The following is an 18,783-nucleotide window of genomic DNA, read 5'->3' as shown; positions in this document are numbered from 1 at the left end:
TTTTTTTATTGCATAAATTCGGGATGCTTCGGAGTTTTAATAAAACCAGTTTTCTTTTGATAACTCTGGTCTAGGGCCTGGATAACAAGAACGAAAGCAACTAGAAATAAAGGAAAGAGCAGAGTTTTCACGATTTTGTTTCTCCGAGAGTTGAGGTGAAAGAAGGGCGTATAGGAAATAAAAGGCAAACCGCAAAAAGAAGAACGATTCCACCCAAAAGAAAGAGATGGGCATAAGACCAATGCAAATGATGCAAAGTACTAATGACAACTCCACCTAAAAGCTGAGTGCTAGCAAACCCAATAGTGGCAAGGCTCCAAAGTTTTTGATAACGTTGCTCATAAATCTGTAGCAGACTATAAGAACTAATAAATACGGTTGCAGGAGTCAATAAGCCTGTAAGAAGTGAAGACAAAGCTAGTAAAGAAGTGGTCTGTGAAAGGAAAGGCAAAACAACGGCTAGGCAGTAAATGCCATAGAGCCATTTAATGGCCTGTATATATCCCACCAGTCGGCTTAAGCAATAAGCGACAAATGCGCCAATGCAGCTTCCCAATCCATAGAGAACCCAAAATAAATTCCTTTGCTGTAGGGGAAAATGCAGAGTTCCAGATAAATAATCCATCCAAAACAAAGAATGTGGAATATAGGCAAAGGCACTACACATATAGGCAATAATAATGACCAGACCCAAACGTGATTTTTGTGAGGCTTGTAAAGTAGTAGATTGCGGTTTAATCATCTGGGCAGTATTGCTACTTAATAAGCAATAAAGAGTTAAGCTTCCTAATAAAGAAATACCTGCAAAAATATCCCAAACATAATGCACGGGCATATTTTTAAGTAGGGGAATAATAATCGTGGCAGATAAAACCCCTACACCAATCCCGCTAAATCCTAAAAAGTTAACTTTTAATCTTTGCGTGGTGGGAATGTATTTCATTGCAAAGCTAGGTGCCAAAATCATAAGTAAGCCGCCAGCAATACCTGAAATTGTGCGCCAGAAAATGAACCACACCAAAGGCATATCGATGAATGAACAGCATAGTAGGCTAACGCTACCAGCTATAGTCGAAAGTACGATCATGGATGGGACGTACTTTTCTTTAATACTCAATAGTGCTAATAAGGCACCTATGAGATATCCCAATAAATTTGCGCTGCCTAGGTAACTGGCAAAATCATGAGTCCAGTGGTACTGCTCGATCATGATGGGCATGAGTGCGGTATAGGAAAATCTAAAAACACCAATTCCTAAACAAGTTGCCAAAAAGACAATTAAGCTCATTCGATAAAATGTAGACATGAGAAGACGCTCAATTTTTTTATTATTAAAAGCGAGTTTATCAATCATTAAAAATGATTTAATATGATGGAAGTTATCTTATTTTGAGATAGTGAAATGTTACTTAAGTCTTTAGAGTTTTTTTTAGCGGTTGCAGAGAGTGGAAGTTTTTCATTGGCTGCACAAAAAATGTATACGGTTCAATCGAATATCACGAGCCATATAAAAAAACTTGAAGAAGAGTTAGGGGTTATTTTATTCAATCGTAATAATCCTGTGACTTTAACGAATGCAGGACAACAGCTACATAGTTACGCTGTTCAAATGATTGCATTGCACGATAAAGCTAAAAAGATCTTTCAAGAAGGTGATATTGACCCGAATGAAACTATTCGCTTGGGCAGCATGGAAACAACCGCAGCAATACGTTTGCCACAGTTGCTCAATCAATCTATGCAGCAATATCCTACTTTGCCTATTGAGCTTCAAACTCATCCGACCCGTTATTTATTAAATGCGGTACATCAGGGGGAATTGGACTGTGCTTTTGTGGCATCTAAACATTCGATTCCTGAGTTATATAGTTTTCCTGTGTGGCATGAAGAGCTGGTTTTGGTTTGCCCTAAGCAACAACAGAGTTTTCCAGACAAGGCAACCCTTGCAAAGACCAGATTTATTGCATTTCGGCAAGGTTGTTCATATCGACATGCCATAGAGCTTTTCTTGAATGACTTTAGTATTCCGCCTTCGCAAATTATGGAAATGGGTAGTCTTGACGGAATCGTGAGCTGTGTAGAGTTGGGTGTTGGTTTTGCTTTATTACCGAAATCATATCTCACAAAAGTTGCAGATAAAGTTTCAGTTAATTGTTTTGGACTAAATACAGAATCTGCTTTTTTCACTACCTATTTAGTTGCCCAGTTACCGGAAACATGGGGGACCAATTTAAAGCAATTTATTCATTTTATTGAGCAGCAATTTGAATTAAAGGTTGCTTAAGTAGAGGCTGGTTTTTATACATAAATATCTCACTTAATTTATAAATTAAAAGTGATATATATGTATTTAAAAGTCATTTTATATTCTCACGCAAGTTTGTAATCATCTTGATGCTATAAAATTGTTGAAAAGGGTAGTTTATATAGGCCGGCTATGGTCAAATATGCCCCCTTGAAAGATGACACAAGCAATAATTTGGAGTTTGGGAATGAATATACCCTTAATCATCAATATTGTGGTTTTTGTCGGGTTAATATTTTTACTCGCCCAAACACGTAAAACAGACTGGAGCTTATCGAAAAAAGTTCTGGCTGGCTTAGTTCTAGGTGTTGTGTTTGGTTTAGGACTACATTTGATTTATGGCGGTGGCCATCCGATTCTTGCTGAATCTATTAGCTGGTTTAATATCGTTGGAAACGGTTATGTAAAACTTTTACAAATGGTCGTTATGCCTTTGGTATTTGTGTCTATTTTGGGAGCGGTTGCAAAATTACACCAAGCCTCATCTTTAGGCAAAATCAGTTTTTATACGATCGGCACTTTACTTTTTACAACGCTGATTGCTGCACTCGTAGGTGTATTTGTTACTAACCTATTTGGCTTAACGGCGAAAGGTTTAGTGCAAGGTGCTGCTGAAACTGCACGCTTAACTGCCATTAATACAGATTATGTAGGCAAAGTTACTGATTTAAGTGTACCGCAATTTATTCTTTCCTTTATTCCAAGTAATCCATTTGCTGAATTAACTGGTGCAAACCCAACTTCAATTATTAGTGTGGTTATTTTTGCTGTCTTTTTAGGTATAGCTGCGCTTAACCTAATGAAAGATGATGCAGAGAAAGGCCAGCGTATTCTGACTGCAATTCAGACTTTACAGTCTTGGGTAATGAAGTTGGTTCGTTTAGTGATGACACTTACACCGTATGGTGTTTTTGCCCTCATGACCAAAGTTGTGGCAAGTTCGAATGTGGCAGATATCTTAAATCTAGGCGGTTTCTTGGTGGCATCTTATTTAGGTTTAGCCATCATGTTTGTCGTGCATGCCATTATTTTGACCCTGACAGGTGTTTCTCCAGTTAAGTTCTTCAAAAAAGTTGCTCCTGTTCTGACTTTCGCATTTACCAGCCGTTCAAGTGCTGCCAGTATTCCACTGAGCATTGAGACGCAAACTCGCCGTTTAGGTATTCCTGAATCTATTGCAAGTTTTTCTGCTTCTTTTGGTGCGACCATTGGTCAAAATGGTTGCGCGGGTTTGTACCCAGCAATGTTGGCAGTCATGGTTGCGCCAACCATGGGAATTAACACGCTAGATCCAATGTGGATTGCATCGTTAGTGGGTATTGTGACTTTAAGTTCAATTGGGGTTGCCGGAGTAGGTGGTGGTGCGACTTTTGCTGCACTGATTGTTCTTCCAGCTATGGGTTTACCTGTGACTTTAGTTGCACTTCTTATTTCAATTGAACCACTCATTGATATGGGACGTACTGCATTAAACGTAAATGGTTCAATGACTGCGGGTGTAGTTACGAGCCAATTTATGGGTCAGACTGATAAAGACATATTAAATAGTGAAGATGAAATTGAGTTAACTCAACATCATTAAGAATGAGTATTAAACGGCTCATCCACTTTGGATGAGCCGTTTTTTTATATGCTTAAATTGCCACTGTGATGTTAATTTTTAAAAAACTGTATCTGTTTTTCTTTTAAATAATTTTCGAAAATGAACCTATTACAAAAGAGAGCACTATCATGAAAATGTATCAAGTCGATGCTTTTACAAAAGAGTTATTTCGTGGCAATCCAGCTGCTGTGATTGTTGAAAAAGAATGGCTAGATGCAGATTTAATGCAAAAGATAGCACTCGAAAATAACTTATCTGAGACTGCTTTTGTAAAAATCATAGACGCTGAAAATTATGAAATCCGTTGGTTTACGCCAACAGTTGAAGCTGATTTTTGTGGGCATGCCACTCTTGCCAGTGCTTTTGTATTATTTAAAGATTTTACTGACAAGAAGACCATTAATTTTCATGTCCGAAACTTAGGGCTTTTTATCGTTCATCAAGATGATGATGGTAAAATCAGAATGAATTTTCCAATTCGTAAAGCTCATCAAGTCGAAGATTACCCAGTGGTTTTACGTGAGGCATTAACCAAACCCTTTAAAGCGGTTTATCAAAATGTTCAAGCTTACATTGTAGAATATGAGTCAGTGCAAGATGTATTGGATGAGCAGCCTGATATGAGTTTGCTCAAAACTTTAGGTAAGTTACGTACTGCTATTACAGCAAAAGACATGGATGTTGCAATAACCTCAAAAGCAGACCAGCAATACGATTGTGTATCGCGTTATTTTGCACCTGTCGCGGGTATTAATGAGGACCCTGTTACAGGTTCAGTTCACACCGCAATAGCGCCGTTATGGGCAGAAAAGCTGGGCAAAAATAATATTTTGGCTTATCAGGCTTCTAGCCGTGGAGGCGTTTTATATTGCAATATCCTGTCTGAAGAGCGTATTGAAATTTCAGGGTATGGAAAACTTTATATGCAAGCTGAAATTTTTCTTTAAAATATAAGGCCGTTTAAATAAACGGCTTTTTTTTCAAATCTTTACTATTAATGTCAGCTTAAATTTCCTACTATAGTCCCAGAACTATTGATTTTTTATTATTCAAATTAATTGGTATTTATATGTTTATGCAGTTTAAACAACTGACTCTCTCCCTATGTATTCTTGGTTTAAGTGCTGCGTCTTTTGCACAAACCACACTAGTAAAAAGCAAGCAAAATATTGAGGAATATAAATTAGATAATGGTTTTCGGGTTGTACTTGCACCGAACGACAAAGAAAATAAAATCTTTATTAATACCATTTATTTAACTGGTTCATTAAACGACCCGCAAGGTAAAAGCGGTTTAGCTCATTTGCTTGAACACTTGGCTTTTAAGGGGACAAAAAATGTTAAAGGGGAAGAATTCCAGCGTCGTCTAGATCAATATACATTGATGACGAACGCCAGCACAGATTATTACTCGACCAAATATACCAATATCGTTCGTCCGGAAAAGACTGCACTCAATGAAGTGCTATATCTTGAATCGGAACGTATGGATAAATTAGTTCTACAAGAAAAATTTGTTCCTTCTGAAATTGAAATCGTAAAACGCGAACGTGAAGTCCGTATGGATCAGCCTTTTGCTGTCCTGATGGATCAAATGTGGAAGTCAGCTTATGGTAACCAATATTTAGGTCGTTTACCGATTGGCGATTTACCTGAGCTTAAATCGATTAAAATGCCTGAACTGAATCAGTTCTATCGTAGCTGGTATGCGCCTAATAATGCAGTCATGGTAATTTCAGGTAAGTTCGATAAGACAGATGTCTTAAAAACCATTGATCAATACTTTAGCCCAATTGCGGCGCGTGATGTTCCTAAACCTGTACAGATTCCTGTGCTCGACTCTACAAAAATAAAAAATCGTCAGTTTGTGGTGAAAAAGGGGAGCGATCTCGCTAAATTCCATATCTATATGAATGGTAAAAATACCAAAATTCAGCCAACGCTCGCTTTAGCGCCGTTGTTGTATACCATGCAGCCAAGTGGTCACCTATACCAGAACATGGTTGAAACAGGCATTACCACAAATGTTGATGCGAGTACGTGGTTAGACCAAGATTTTAATGTGGTGTTTCTGGGTGCCATTTATGCACCAAGTAATGACCCTAAAAAAGTTGAAAGCTCTTTGCTAGCGGGTATCGAGAAAGGAAAGCCTTTTACTGAAGTTGAATTAAATCGTGTTAAGAGTTTAATGAAAACTCAAGGTGATTTAATTACTAAAGATGCGGTAGCACTTGGGTCACGTTTGAGTGATTACACGGTTGCTGGCGGTCAATGGGATCAATATTTTAAAGATTTAGATTCAGTAGAAAACGTTAAGTTAGACCAAGTGAATCAAACTTTAAAACAATTCCTTGTTGCAGAGCATCGTATTGACGGTGATATTTTGCCAACACCTGAAGATCAGAAAAAAGCTCAACAGCAAAATGCAAAAGACGCACCTAAAACTCTAGATCAGGTAGAAGCAAAGGCAGAGCCTTTAAAAGATCCGAAGGTATATCAACAAGAAGTCGCGGAGTTTTTAAAAACTTCTAAGCAATATGTTGAAAGCAATGAGAAAAAGATTATCCGTGGAAAACTGAAAAATGGAATGAAGTACGCTTTATTCCCAGTTGAAACACGTGATGATCGTACTTATGCAACGATTACGATGGACTTCGGAACAGAAAAATCTTTATTTAATAAAGGTACGGTCGTTGATTTAACTTCATACTTATTGCTTCGTGGTTCTGATAAATACAGTTTGCAAGATATTGCCGATAAATCGATTGATGCGGGCGGCGCGGCTTATGCAAGTGCTGACGGCAATGGCATGACTATTAATATTCAGTCTAAATCAGAAAAATTTGATGAGTTTTTCGAGTTTGTTCTTGATGTGATGAAAAATCCAAAATTTGAGCAATCTCAATTTGATTTAATTAAATCGCAAAGTTTATCAAGTCTTGATCGTCCTTATACCGAGCCAGATGTAGTAGCTGGCTTAACACTTTCACGTTTACTCGAAGAATATCAACCGGGTGATTTGCGTTATCACTTTGAACCTGAACTGGCAAAACAGCAATTGAAAAATGCAACTCAAGAGCAAGTGAAAGAGTTGTATGAGCGTTTCTTTGCAATGAACCATGCTCAAATTGCCATTACGGGTAAATTTGATGCGAAAAAAATGCAGAAATTACTTAATCAGGAATTTGGTCGTTGGAATGGTAAACAGCCTTATCAAAAAATCTTGATTAATCATGTTGATTTTCCAGCTCAGCAAGTTCATGTTTTATCTGAGCAGCGCGAATTTGGTAGTTACCAAAGTGTGCTTTCAATTCCAGTTGGGAAAAACCATCCAGATGCATCTGCATTAATTTTACTTAACTATATTTTAGGTGAGTCTCAAATTTCATCACGTTTGGCTCAAGAGCTTCGTGAGAAAAATGCGCTAGTCTATGGTTTTGGAAGTGGGCTGCAACTTGACCGTGATACGAATGTAGGGGCCTTAAGCATTAGTGCAAATTATACTTCTGGTCGCTCAGCACAAGTGTCTGCATCAATACATAAAGTGTTGAATGACTTGTTGAAAAATGGTGTGACTGAGCAAGAGCTTGAAGCTGCTAAAGCAGATATCATGAAGAAACGCGTTACGGCCTTAGAAGATGAACGTAATATTCATGGGATGTTAAATCTACAGCTTGAAACAGATAAAACATTACAAGACCGTATTCGACATGATCAAAACTTGACTAAACTGACTGTTGCAGACGTAAATGCAGTAATTAAAAAGTATATTAAACCTGAGCATTTGGTCGAAGTAATGGCTGATCAATATGGACAGGCAGCAAAAAAATAAAGTCTTATCGCAAATAAAAAGCCACTAAATTGTGGCTTTTTATTTGGATGTTTAAATCATCTTAATGGTCATGTTTATGCGCATGAAAATCTTCATTTTTACGGAAACGTAAATAATTTTCGAACTGTTCGCAGTACTCATCAAAGTTATCTTCAAGCATCATTTGAAATTGTTGCACAAGATAAGACATCACTTGATCTTTAGCAGCGCGCATTTCTTCGCCATCTTTAAAATTATTTGCTGCTACCCACGTGTTAAAACGGGCACTAGCAAACAACATTGCTGCACTTACTTGACCACGTAGTTCAGCTGGATCTGGCTTTTCACCTTTTGGCGGGCGACAAAAATCATTAGCTTGTTTAATGAATTCATCCGCACGCTCAAAGAAAACAGCATTTAATGCTTCTTCTTCAGTAATATCTGTTGCATTAATCTTTTGAGACATGACTTATTCCCGCAAAAATAGAGCTGCTTATTATAGGCAAACGCTTGCGGAAACAAAACCTTTGACTTAGTCTGTAAATAGCCTAAGTATTGGTTGGAGAGTTTAATATGCAAGATGCGATTGCTATTCAAAGTTTAAAAACAGATATTGCTTTATTGCGCCAGCATGTTTTCCCACCTCAATATTTAGAGCATGTCGAAGGGCTGCCGATTTATTATGGCTTGCAAGAAGAAGTCGAAAATTATTATCACCAATGGCAGGACCTAATTGAAAGGGCACAAGAACTTTTTCAGCCATTTATGGAAGATGAATTACCAGATGCCATTCATTTGCCAAGTCATTTAAATTTACCGCTATTCTTTTTTCATGTAGATCGAATTCGGATTAATAAAACACGCGCAAAAGAATCGAAAACTTTCCGTGGTGTGGCAAGTCTTATTGAAAAATGCGGGCAGTTCGAAACTGATCAGATTTTTACAATGCAAGAATGGTTGCAAAGCGATGATACTGCGGCTCTAGTTGCTCACCGTGAATTTATCGATTTAAGAACGTATGTATTTCAACATGGACAAAGTGAATATACCCGTTCACGGTTTTATACCAATGGTATTGTGTTAGGGGTAGAACCACATTTTAAATTGGTCGATGCCCGTGATAAGCCAAGAAAGCAACGTAGTGATAGCTATAATGACCCGTTAGCAGATAACGGTGTGTGGAAAGTATTTGGTAAATACCGATAAAAAGTCGCTGCCTGTTTACAGCGACTTTTTATAAATTACCAGAAAGTTTCAGCTTGGCTAAAAGTTTGTAAAGTTTTTGCTGAGCGCTTTTGTAGGTGCGGTTGTTTGGCTTTTACCCAGCCTAAGGCAAACCAGAAAGATGAGTCATTTTCGACAACTTTATTGAAAATACCTTCCGCAATAAATAAGTCGTTATATTGACCTAAGGTGTTTTGTACAGGTTGTAGATGTTTTAAATATTGCTGTACTTTCTTGTCAGGATAAAGACTTGAAATAAACTCAACACAATAACGTAACTGCTTAGCTGTCTTTCGTATTTTGTGCTGTTCAGAAACTTCAAGCTCAGAGAAGTGTTCAGCATTGCTAATCACTTTATGATGTAATTTATCTAAACTCTTTTTAATATGTTTTTTTAATCCACCTGTTTTGTTCTTTGAATCTTCTTCTGAATACGCAAATGCTAATAAATCGAGTAATAGCTTAATCGTGTCCGCAGAGGTAAAGATTGTTGAGAGTTCTTTTGAGGGCTGAACTGAAACAGGTAGTAAAAGTTCTGGTGAGCCATGTTGTTGAATGACAGGTAACACCTCGGTACGGATAGCATCTTCATCACGAGTGTCTCCAAGCTTACGGAAAAGCTCGGCAATTTGTTCTTCCCAAACAGGGTTTAGCTCGCTTGACCAGCCAGAGAAGTGTTTTAGTGCACTGCGTAAACGACGTAAACTTACACGTGCCTGATGAATATGCTCAGGTTCGGCAACTCCATCGGCAATTACAGCCATATTGGGTAAGAATTGTCCTAAACAGTTTTCGATAATCTTTTTTAGAGCCTGTTCAGCAGTAATATCTTTATTTAATGTCAGCGCTTTGGCATGTACAGCGGGTGAGGCTGCTTGCCCCAGTGCTAATAAATTCCCACGCTCGGCTTTACTTCTGACATCAAGCCAAAGGGCATAACGATTAATCCATTGCTGTGCAAATTGAATTAGCGTTTTTACTGCGCCTTGCTTAAGTTCAAATTCGACTTCACAAATTATACTTTGTGTATCTGCTGTTTTTACGACCCCATCATCTAAGCAAACTTCAATAGCCGTATTATCTGCTTCAAACACATGATAGGTGCGCTGTACATCAGTCTCAAACTGCAAACTTAGTTTTTCAGCTTGCGTTCCTAAAACTGCGTTAATTAAATCAGTTACGACTTTATTATTTTGATATAACTCAAGGTTTAAGTCCGGTTCTTGGTCACAAGCACCTAAATGAATTTCTTCTTCAACACGGTGCAGGTGGCTTTGACCTGCGGCTTTAAATGTTTGTACCCATTGATCATCTTCTTTACGTAAACGTAGGGCCATGCCATTTTTTGCGAGTAATCGATCAGGGGTATCGTAATATTTTGCCTGTAAGTGAATATATTTCGCTTTATGTTTTTTTAAGTATTGCTGGACAGTTTTTTTCTTCGATTCAGGTAACTGAAACTTTAGTTCGACTTCGACCATAATATATCTCCCTGAATCAGGTATTTAAACTATCTTGAATAAGTATAATAGCTTAGTCCTAAAAGTAATGCTTTTGATAGAGAAAGTTACAATCAAACATATGACGCTAGGCTTTTATTTAGGTGTACAATCAGGTGACGTTTTGATCAAATAAAAATCAGGAAGATGATCGTGAATGCACCAGTAAACTTTAGCCATGAAGCTCAGCCAGAGTTTGAATTGCCGATTAAAAACTATCAGGAATTTTATCGTTTTTATTTAACCGAACACCGTAACATCATGAGCAGACGCTTGCATGTGGTGGGTAGCAGTATTGGCATATACTTTTTTTCAAAAGCAATTCGTAAGAAACAAGCCAAATATGTGCTTTATGGTTTGGTAGTGGGTTACGCAAACGCATGGGTTGGACATTTTGTGTTTGAAAAAAATAAGCCTGCCAGTTTTAAACAACCTTTCTATAGCTTTATTTCTGATTGGCGAATGCTATCTGATGTTGCACGTGGTCGTTTGAGTTTGACTGATCGCAAGTTTGATAAAATACCAAGTTAATTTTTACTTTCTATTCTAAATATACCGATTGGTACTGGTAAGCCTATATCAATCGGTACTTATGATGTCCTATAAATCCGTTATACTAGCGAAGTTTTTTAAAGCGAGAGTAGAGTATGCGCGGTTTATATCTCATTACCAATGATGACCCAATCCAATTATTATTAGAAAAACTAGACGCCGCACTCGCAACTCGTCAGGTCGCAATTTTACAGTACCGCCGTAAGAAAGTAGAAAAAGTCGACCAACCCGCAGAAGTCGAACAAATCAAACTATTGTGTGAAAAATATCAAGTTCCATTTGTAATTAATGATGACCTAAAACTGGCCGCTCAATTTGGATTAGGTGTGCATTTAGGGCAAAGTGACGGTGAAATTACCGATGCAAAATCGCAATTACCAGAAAATGTAATTATTGGTCGTACTTGCCTAAACTCATTAGAGCTTGCACAAAAAGCAATTGCAGATGGCGCGACTTATATTGCATTTGGTGCAGTCTACGCGACCTCTACAAAACCTGAAGCAGGTAATGTGGGCATCGAAGTGATTAAGCAAGCAGCAGCTCAATATGATTTACCCATTTGTGCGATTGGTGGTTTAACTGTTGAAAACTCAAAACCTGTGATTGAGGCTGGGGCTGACCTCTGTGCAGTCATTAGTGATATATTAGGCCGATCAACTGCTGAAATTCCTGCCCGTGTAAAGGCCTGGGCACAATTATTTTCTTAAGCTTTCAAAATTATTTTTTAGATATTTAAGACGAGCATTTCCATGAGTTTATCTCCAAAGCAAGAACAGTTATTTAAACAAGCCAGCAAACACATTCCTGGTGGTGTGAACTCTCCGGTACGTGCCTTTAATGGCGTTGGAGGAACACCAGTTTTCATTGAGAAAGCTAAAGGTGCTTATTTGTGGGATGTCGATGGCAAGCGCTATGTTGACTACGTTGGTTCTTGGGGACCAATGATTTTGGGTCATGCTCATCCAGAAATTATTAAAGCGGTACAAACAGCAGCAGAAGATGGTTTAAGTTTTGGTGCACCAACCGTACACGAAACGACTTTGGCAGATATTATCTGTGAAATCATGCCATCAATTGAATTGGTACGTATGACTAACTCTGGCACAGAAGCGACCATGACGGCTATTCGTTTAGCGCGTGGTTATACTGGCCGTGACAAAATTGTGAAGTTTGAAGGTTGCTACCATGGGCATTCTGACTCGCTGTTAGTAAAAGCAGGTTCGGGCTTACTCACTTTAGGTGAAGGTGAACCAACTTCAAAAGGTGTTCCAGTTGACTTTGCTAAACACACTTTAACGCTGCCTTACAACGATATTGCCGCACTAAAAGAATGTTTTGCTAAATTTGGTCATGAGATTGCGGGTGTAATCATTGAACCTGTCGCAGGTAACATGAATATGGTGAAACCAATTGATGGTTTCTTACAAGCCATTCGTGATGTGTGTGATGAATATAAATCTGTCTTTATTATTGATGAAGTCATGACAGGTTTCCGTGTTGCATTAGGTGGCGCTCAATCAGTTTATAACGTTAAACCAGACTTAACGACCTTAGGTAAAATTATTGGTGCGGGCTTACCCGTTGGTGCGTTTGGTGGTAAGCGTGAAATCATGGAATGTATCGCACCTTTAGGTGGCGTATACCAAGCAGGTACTTTATCTGGGAATCCACTCGCTATGCGTGCTGGTATCGAGATGTTCAAACATTTACGTCAACCAGACTTTTACAGCAACTTATCAGCTCAACTTGAAAAGTTACTTGCAGGTTTACAAGCGGCGGCTGATGAAGCGGGGATTCCATTTAAAACTCAGCAAGCTGGTGCAATGTTCGGTCTTTACTTTACCGATCAAGAAGACATTACAAGTTTCGACTCTATGCTGGCATGTGATATTGAAGCTTTCAAAAAGTTCTTCCATGGCATGCTAAAGCGCGGGGTAAACTTGGCACCGTCAGCATTTGAAGCAGGCTTTATTTCATCTGCTCATTCTGATGAAGATATCGAATATACGATTCAGGCTGCAAAAGAAACATTCGCTGAAATGAAGTAAGCAAAAGGCCCGTTTAAAACGGGCTTTTTAATTTGAGCTATTTTTTTATTTGTAGAGAACAATGTTTTATCCTTTACCTCGAAAAATCCAATTAGCAGCAAATACTTCAAATTGGCCGATTGAGTCTACACAAAGTATTTTGCTCATGATTGGACTAAATGAACTGGAAAATGCACCTGACTGGGCGCACCAACCATTAGCCGATCATTTAGAATTGCTAAGTAAAAGAGCGCAGGCGCTCGAAATTCCAGTCATTTTTATTGATGCATCTCAGCTTCAGCAAACCATGTTGCAGCTTGGTCAGCGACTGTCATCAAATAGTAAAGCCCAAGTTGTGATGGCTGGTGATTTATCACCTCTTTTTAAACAGGTCATGCAGCTTGTTTTATCTATTACCGATTATGTAGCTATTGTAAATGATGCGATCTTGGCGGCTAATCTAGAGCAGCATATTCAATGGGTTGAAAAGCTCAGTTTTGACCATATAAAACATTTAAATACACAGACCTTAATGCGCCTATGGTCTTTAAGTGCACCGTCTGAATATATCTTGTCGGATAAAGGAATTTTATTGGCGATTGCTGAACAGGTTGGGCGACATCCTATGGAAGTTCACCCTGAAATTGATCTAAGAAACTACGGATTAAATCAATCTGCTGTGAATTATCTAGTCGACCTCTGGCGTGCGAACGGTGCAAGCCTGAGCGCTGAAGAGGTGATGCAAGCACCTACCTTGCAACATATTATGCAGTTATTGAAGCATTGACTCACCATAGACCCAACGTGCGCCATAATATTTGCAAATTATGCTGTTAATTTACCCGAACGGCATTGTAATTCGGACGTAAGCTTTTTATTATTGCCCGCTTGTTTTTCATCTTACCTTGGGAATACAACTTTGAGTGATTTTCTAAGTGAACATCTGATCTATCGTGATGATGATTTTATGGTGATTCATAAACCTTCGGACATCTTGAGTGTTCCGGGTAAGGGTGATTTACATGATAGCGTTTTGACAAGGTTGGTTGCGATTGAGCCTAAAACTTTGCTTATTCACCGTCTAGATCGAGACACTTCAGGTATTTTGGTATTTGGTTTATCTAAGCGCGGTCAAAGTGCGATTGCGCGTCAATTTCAAGATCGTCAGACTTCAAAAATATATGAAGCGCTTGTCGCAGGTCATTTAGAGGGTGAAGGGACTGTAGATATTCCTGTCATCTATGATCCAAGCCGACCACCTTTACATATTGTCGACGCTTCTCACAACAAACCTGCCTTAACACATTGGCAGGCAATAGAACATTTTCAGATTCAGGGACAGCCTGTAACGCGTGTGAAATTAACACCAATTACGGGTCGATCCCATCAACTCCGTGTACACATGCAATATCTTGGGCATCCAATTGTAGGTGACACGCTGTATGCAACACCGGAGCAGCAACTTGTTCCGCGTTTGTGTTTGCATGCCAAACAGTTAAGTTTTAATCATCCTGTCACAGCAGAAACATTAACTTTTGACTGTCCTGTACCGTTTTAATGTAAAAATTTTAATGCGTGATTTTTTGTAGCAAAACGATTTAATTGGTTTTTGCTTCAAAATTTTGCTTTAAAGACTACATAAAAAGATGCAAAAATAAGCTAATTTGCATCGTACAATATGTAGTGCGAACTTGAGAGAAAGGTGGAAAAATTGCAGCAGTATGCTATTGGTCAACGTTGGCTATCAGACACAGAGACTGAGCTCGGTTTAGGTGTACTTATTGATGTAGATGAAAGATCTGTCAGCATTTTATTCCCCAAAAGTGATGAGACACGTGTATATGCACGTAATAACGCTCCACTATCTCGTATCATCTTTAACACAAATGATGAAGTTCAAGATCAAGAAGGCAAGAAGTGGATTGTTGAATCTGTTGAAGACCGACATGGTGTTTTGCGTTACAACGTTGTTCGTACATTAGAAAATGGCGAGCAAGATCGTAAAGCGTTGAACGAAACACGTATCGGTGCGCAAATTCAGTTGTCGAAACCTTTAGATCGTTTGCTTGCAAGTCAGGTCGACTATAAAGAGTGGTATGACCTGCGTATTGAAGCGATGCTTATGCAAGCACAAATGCAGAATAGTCCTCTACGCGGTATGATTGGTGCGCGAGTTGGTTTAATTCCGCATCAGCTTTATATTGCACACGAAGTTGGTAAGCGTTTTGCACCTCGTGTTTTACTTGCCGATGAAGTGGGCTTGGGTAAAACAATTGAAGCTGGCTTAATTATCCACCAACAGCTTAAAACCGGTCGCTCAGAACGAATTCTTATTTTAGTCCCTGATTCTCTACAGTATCAGTGGATGATTGAAATGCGCCGTCGTTTTAACTTGCAATTCTCTCTGTTTGATTTAACACGTACCGCATCTATTAAAGAACATGACCCAGAACTCAATCCATTCTTAACTGAGCAATGTATTATTGCGAGTGTTGACTTAATGGTTGACCATGATGATTTGCGTGAGCAAGCCATCGAAGCTGGGTTTGATTTGCTCGTGGTCGATGAAGCACATCATTTGATGTGGAGCGAAGAAGAAGGCGGTAATGATCGCTACGATTTAATTGAAGAGCTAGCTGAAAATACGGCTGGGGTATTGTTGCTTACTGCAACACCTGAACAGCTTGGTGTGGAAAGTCATTTCGCACGTTTACGTTTACTTGATCCGCAGCGTTTTAGCAGTTTAGAGCGCTTCTTAGATGAAGAAACTCAGTACCAGCAGACTGCAAAAATTGCTGAAGTGCTGATGTCTGATCAACCTTTAGCTCCTGAGCATTTATCTGCTTTAGAGGGCTTGTTAGGGCATAGTATTGAAGACCAGCCTGAACAGCGCTTTAGAGCAATTCACGAATTATTAGACCGTCACGGTACAGGTCGTATTTTATTCCGTAATACACGTGAAGCAATTCAAGGCTTCCCTGGGCGTGATTGTCAGCCAGCACCATTACCAGCACCAGAAGATTGGTCAAAAGATGGAAAACTGCGTGAGCAGATGTGGCCTGAAGAAGCACAAATTGATGGTTCATGGATGCAAAATGACCCACGTGTGTTATGGGTAATGGAAGTTCTACGCAAAGATCTCAAGCATAAAAAAGTGCTTTTAATTGCGCGTAGTGGGCCAGTTGTTGAAGCTTTAGAAAATGTGTTGCGTTTGCATGCAGGCATCCGTACTGCCATGTTCCATGAAGGCATGAGCTTACTTGAACGTGACCAAGCGGCTGCTTATTTTGCTGAAGAAAGCTATGGTGCACAAATTTTACTGTGTTCGGAAATTGGTTCGGAAGGCCGTAACTTCCAATTTGCCAGTGATCTAATTTTATTTGATCTGCCAGCTAATCCAGATGTTTTAGAGCAACGTATCGGACGTCTAGACCGTATTGGCCAAGAAAACCGTATTCAGATTCATGTGCCATATCTTGTGGGAACAGCTCAAGAGCGTATGTTCCGTTGGTACAATGAAGCACTTAATATTTTCAGCAATATTTCGCCAACAGCGCAAACGCTGCAAGAGAATTTTATTGTTGAATTGAAAGACTGTTTGCTTGCAGACCAAGGTCAAACATTTGAAGATTTGCTTGAAGAAGTGAATGTTCAACGTCAAGCTTTAGAAGCTGAACTTCAAGCAGGCCGAGATCGTTTACTTGAATATAACTCATGTCGTCCAATCGTGGCGCAAGAGATTGTTCAGGCCTTAGAAGATTATGATGACAACACAACGCTCCCAATGTTTGTGAAGCGTTTCATGTCATCAACCAATATCGACTTTGATGAGCAAAGTAACGGTACGGTAATTATTCGTCCAACAGATCAGATGCAAGTGCAAGGTTTGGCGTTAGACGAAGAAGGCATGACGGCAACGTTCTATCGCGATCAAGCACAGCTTCGTGAAGATGCCCAATATTTAACTTTAGAGCATCCATTCATTGAAAGTGTAATGGAAATGATCCGTACACAATCATTTGGTAGTACTAATGTTGCTGTACTCAAATCTAATGCGTTAAAGCAGGGTTCAGTATTAATCGAAGTGTGGTTTAAAGTCGATGTGGTGGCACCTAAGGCATTAAATCTACCATCGAGCTTACCTAAGCAATTAATTCGTGTGCTATTAAGCGAAAATGGTCAAGATTTGTCTGAGAAAATTGATCCGACTATCTTAAAACCATATTTACACCATTTAGATGGCAATAGCTGTCGTCAGGTGGTTAAAGCTCGCCGTGATATCATTGAGGAACGTTATAAACAAGCGTTAGATATCGCGAAAGTTGATTTGCCACAGCTTCAGCAGCAAGCAAAAGAACACTATGGTAATAAATGGCAATATGAAATTGACCGTTTAACCTATTTAAAACAGTTCAACCCAAGTATTCGTCAAGATGAAATTGAACGCTTACAAAAGTTGCAAAAAGAAGGCTTGAGCTTGCTTGATGGTTTAACTGTTACACCAGAAGCAATTCAAGTATTAGTTGTGGTTAAGCCATAATTAACTCAAAGTAAAAAAAGCGCCTAGAGGGCGCTTTTTTTATAGATCGATTTTGAATTAGATCAGACCAGCATCTTTTAGTTCTAATTTTAAATATGCATAAAAAATTGGAGCCGCGATTAAACCACCTAAGCCAAAAATTGACTCAAATACTAGCATTGCCAATAAAATTTCCCATGCATTTGCATTGATTTTATGGCCAATAATTTTAGCGTTAACAAAATATTCAAGTTTATGAACCAGAACGAGATAAAGTAATGCTGCTCCTGCTAGTCCGAGTGAAACAGTAAGAGCGGCAATGAACGTTAATGTGTTGGAAATAAGATTACCTAAAATTGGAATCAGTCCAAACATAAAGGTCAAAATAGTGAGAGTTTTGGCAAAAGGAAGATGGACTCCCCAAAGCGGTAATAAAATAAAAGCGAATAAAATAAAGAGCAGGGTATTAATGGCTGAAATTTGTATTTGTGCAAAAACAACGTTTTTAAATGAAATTGATAATTTTTGAATGCGTTGAATCAGAAGAGATTTAAAAACAGGCTGGGGCCTACGGTGGTGAAAACCATGTATAGCGACCAAAATACCGATAATGAGGCCCATAACCATAGTCACGAAGTTATGCAAAATATCTGAACTGGCATTTTTTAATGTGGTCACGTTGTTCTTCATAAATGCAAAGATTTCGTCTTTTAAATCTGTCACGCTATCGGGAATATAACCTGGAAGATATTTGCTAATTTCAGCTTGTAAATGCAGTAGGGTTTGATCAACTTTTGTATTAATACTATGTAATCCGACGCCTTTTAAATCATATACAACAAAGCTAATCAGACTCGTAATGAAAAAACCAATAAGTGAAATAGTGACAATACTTAGTAAAATACTAATAAAAATACGGGCTCTTTGACCATCAATATAACGTTCTACAACCGAGCTTAAGCTAATAATAATTTCATAAATAAGAAAGCCTGCAAAAAAACTTGCTAATAGGTGTAATGGGATAACCGAAAGCAAAAAGATGCCCATAAGAATGTAGCTTGCAATCAGACTTTGACGATTATTCAAATTTTGCATGTTGATCCCTGAGATCGTTGGGAATATAGGAGAAAGAGCAAATGGAATAATTATTTATACTCTCGCAAGCTATTCGCTTCAATCGATGAATTATATTTTTATTGGAAAATAGAGGAGTTAGATGTAAAAATGGCCTGTTCATCAACAA

Annotated in this window: 16 protein-coding genes; 11 read left to right on the top strand and 5 right to left on the bottom strand. The window is 38.6% G+C overall.

Annotated features, from left to right (window positions below; genetic code table 11):
- Positions 1-5: 5 nt before the first annotated feature.
- Together F886_RS20025 and F886_RS15940 are read right to left on the bottom strand one after the other, a co-directional pair.
- Entirely contained in the window at positions 6-131 is a 126-nt protein-coding gene (locus F886_RS20025; protein ID WP_013197121.1) for a hypothetical protein, read from the bottom strand.
- Complete coding sequence (locus F886_RS15940; protein ID WP_005307372.1) at positions 128-1,354, bottom strand: YbfB/YjiJ family MFS transporter; 1,227 nt, start codon at positions 1,352-1,354, stop codon at positions 128-130. Before F886_RS15940 ends, F886_RS20025 begins: the two co-directional genes overlap by 4 nt.
- A 48-nt stretch (positions 1,355-1,402) precedes the next feature.
- Here F886_RS15940 and F886_RS15935 point away from each other — a divergent pair, with 48 nt between their 5' ends.
- The 4 genes from F886_RS15935 to F886_RS15920 all read left to right on the top strand — a co-directional run bounded on the left by F886_RS15935 (position 1,403) and on the right by F886_RS15920 (position 7,740).
- On the top strand, positions 1,403-2,284 hold the full coding sequence (locus F886_RS15935; protein ID WP_005307370.1) for a LysR family transcriptional regulator: 882 nt from the start codon (positions 1,403-1,405) through the stop codon (positions 2,282-2,284).
- Positions 2,285-2,492: 208 nt separating this feature from the next.
- The gene (locus F886_RS15930; RefSeq protein WP_005307367.1) at positions 2,493-3,887 is read left to right on the top strand and encodes an L-cystine transporter; all 1,395 of its coding nucleotides are present in this window, start codon (positions 2,493-2,495) and stop codon (positions 3,885-3,887) included.
- Between the two features lie 149 nt (positions 3,888-4,036).
- Positions 4,037-4,855 (top strand): PhzF family phenazine biosynthesis protein, encoded by an 819-nt coding sequence (locus F886_RS15925; RefSeq protein ID WP_005307364.1) that lies wholly within the window; start codon positions 4,037-4,039, stop codon positions 4,853-4,855.
- A 122-nt stretch (positions 4,856-4,977) separates the two neighbouring features.
- Positions 4,978-7,740 carry a M16 family metallopeptidase gene (locus tag F886_RS15920; protein WP_005307361.1) on the top strand — a complete coding sequence of 921 codons (2,763 nt, stop codon included), beginning with the start codon at positions 4,978-4,980 and terminating at the stop codon, positions 7,738-7,740.
- 61 nt (positions 7,741-7,801) lie between these two features.
- Here the strand turns inward: F886_RS15920 and F886_RS15915 are convergent, their stop codons facing one another.
- The gene (locus F886_RS15915; protein ID WP_004790823.1) at positions 7,802-8,185 is read right to left on the bottom strand and encodes a DUF3144 domain-containing protein; all 384 of its coding nucleotides are present in this window, start codon (positions 8,183-8,185) and stop codon (positions 7,802-7,804) included.
- Positions 8,186-8,292: 107 nt separating this feature from the next.
- Between F886_RS15915 and F886_RS15910 the strand changes: the two genes are divergently transcribed.
- Complete coding sequence (locus tag F886_RS15910; protein ID WP_005307359.1) at positions 8,293-8,925, top strand: hypothetical protein; 633 nt, start codon at positions 8,293-8,295, stop codon at positions 8,923-8,925.
- Between the two features lie 35 nt (positions 8,926-8,960).
- On the opposite strand, the gene F886_RS20690 is transcribed toward F886_RS15910, so the two are convergent.
- A complete protein-coding gene (locus F886_RS20690) occupies positions 8,961-10,424 on the bottom strand; it encodes a CYTH and CHAD domain-containing protein (protein WP_005307355.1) in 1,464 nt (487 codons plus the stop codon).
- Between the two features lie 165 nt (positions 10,425-10,589).
- On the opposite strand from F886_RS20690, the gene F886_RS15900 reads away from it, so the two are divergent.
- The 6 genes from F886_RS15900 to rapA all read left to right on the top strand — a co-directional run bounded on the left by F886_RS15900 (position 10,590) and on the right by rapA (position 17,561).
- Positions 10,590-10,973 (top strand): Mpo1-like protein, encoded by a 384-nt coding sequence (locus tag F886_RS15900; RefSeq protein WP_081402199.1) that lies wholly within the window; start codon positions 10,590-10,592, stop codon positions 10,971-10,973.
- A gap of 116 nt (positions 10,974-11,089) precedes the next feature.
- The gene (thiE, locus tag F886_RS15895; protein WP_005307348.1) at positions 11,090-11,701 is read left to right on the top strand and encodes a thiamine phosphate synthase; all 612 of its coding nucleotides are present in this window, start codon (positions 11,090-11,092) and stop codon (positions 11,699-11,701) included.
- Positions 11,702-11,743: 42 nt separating this feature from the next.
- Positions 11,744-13,042 (top strand): glutamate-1-semialdehyde 2,1-aminomutase, encoded by a 1,299-nt coding sequence (hemL, locus tag F886_RS15890; RefSeq protein WP_004643606.1) that lies wholly within the window; start codon positions 11,744-11,746, stop codon positions 13,040-13,042.
- Between the two features lie 61 nt (positions 13,043-13,103).
- A complete protein-coding gene (locus tag F886_RS15885; protein WP_005307345.1) occupies positions 13,104-13,808 on the top strand; it encodes a hypothetical protein in 705 nt (234 codons plus the stop codon).
- Positions 13,809-13,940: 132 nt separating this feature from the next.
- Positions 13,941-14,579: an RluA family pseudouridine synthase gene (locus tag F886_RS15880; RefSeq protein WP_005307342.1), complete on the top strand. Its 639-nt coding sequence runs from the start codon at positions 13,941-13,943 to the stop codon at positions 14,577-14,579.
- A 144-nt stretch (positions 14,580-14,723) separates the two neighbouring features.
- Positions 14,724-17,561, top strand: a complete 2,838-nt coding sequence (gene rapA / locus F886_RS15875; protein WP_005307339.1) for an RNA polymerase-associated protein RapA — start codon at positions 14,724-14,726, stop codon at positions 17,559-17,561.
- A gap of 57 nt (positions 17,562-17,618) precedes the next feature.
- Here the strand turns inward: rapA and F886_RS15870 are convergent, their stop codons facing one another.
- Positions 17,619-18,635 carry an AI-2E family transporter gene (locus tag F886_RS15870; protein ID WP_005038990.1) on the bottom strand — a complete coding sequence of 339 codons (1,017 nt, stop codon included), beginning with the start codon at positions 18,633-18,635 and terminating at the stop codon, positions 17,619-17,621.
- Positions 18,636-18,783: the final 148 nt, after the last annotated feature.

This window comes from Acinetobacter sp. NIPH 542 (assembly GCF_000369825.1).
Lineage (GTDB): Bacteria > Pseudomonadota > Gammaproteobacteria > Pseudomonadales > Moraxellaceae > Acinetobacter > Acinetobacter oleivorans.
The sequence above is the reverse complement of the archived record's forward strand: the minus strand, read 5'-3'. Positions and strand labels throughout refer to the sequence as shown.

Bases quoted from the DNA above. Each gene is read 5' to 3' on its own strand.
- F886_RS15940 (WP_005307372.1), bottom strand. From the start codon at position 1,354: ATGATTGATAAACTCGCTTTTAATAATAAAAAAATTGAGCGTCTTCTC.
- F886_RS15935 (WP_005307370.1), top strand. From the start codon at position 1,403: ATGTTACTTAAGTCTTTAGAGTTTTTTTTAGCGGTTGCAGAGAGTGGA.
- F886_RS15930 (WP_005307367.1), top strand. From the start codon at position 2,493: ATGAATATACCCTTAATCATCAATATTGTGGTTTTTGTCGGGTTAATA.
- F886_RS15925 (WP_005307364.1), top strand. From the start codon at position 4,037: ATGAAAATGTATCAAGTCGATGCTTTTACAAAAGAGTTATTTCGTGGC.
- F886_RS15920 (WP_005307361.1), top strand. From the start codon at position 4,978: ATGTTTATGCAGTTTAAACAACTGACTCTCTCCCTATGTATTCTTGGT.
- F886_RS15915 (WP_004790823.1), bottom strand. From the start codon at position 8,185: ATGTCTCAAAAGATTAATGCAACAGATATTACTGAAGAAGAAGCATTA.
- F886_RS15910 (WP_005307359.1), top strand. From the start codon at position 8,293: ATGCAAGATGCGATTGCTATTCAAAGTTTAAAAACAGATATTGCTTTA.
- F886_RS20690 (WP_005307355.1), bottom strand. From the start codon at position 10,424: ATGGTCGAAGTCGAACTAAAGTTTCAGTTACCTGAATCGAAGAAAAAA.
- F886_RS15900 (WP_081402199.1), top strand. From the start codon at position 10,590: ATGATCGTGAATGCACCAGTAAACTTTAGCCATGAAGCTCAGCCAGAG.
- thiE (WP_005307348.1), top strand. From the start codon at position 11,090: ATGCGCGGTTTATATCTCATTACCAATGATGACCCAATCCAATTATTA.
- hemL (WP_004643606.1), top strand. From the start codon at position 11,744: ATGAGTTTATCTCCAAAGCAAGAACAGTTATTTAAACAAGCCAGCAAA.
- F886_RS15885 (WP_005307345.1), top strand. From the start codon at position 13,104: ATGTTTTATCCTTTACCTCGAAAAATCCAATTAGCAGCAAATACTTCA.
- F886_RS15870 (WP_005038990.1), bottom strand. From the start codon at position 18,635: ATGCAAAATTTGAATAATCGTCAAAGTCTGATTGCAAGCTACATTCTT.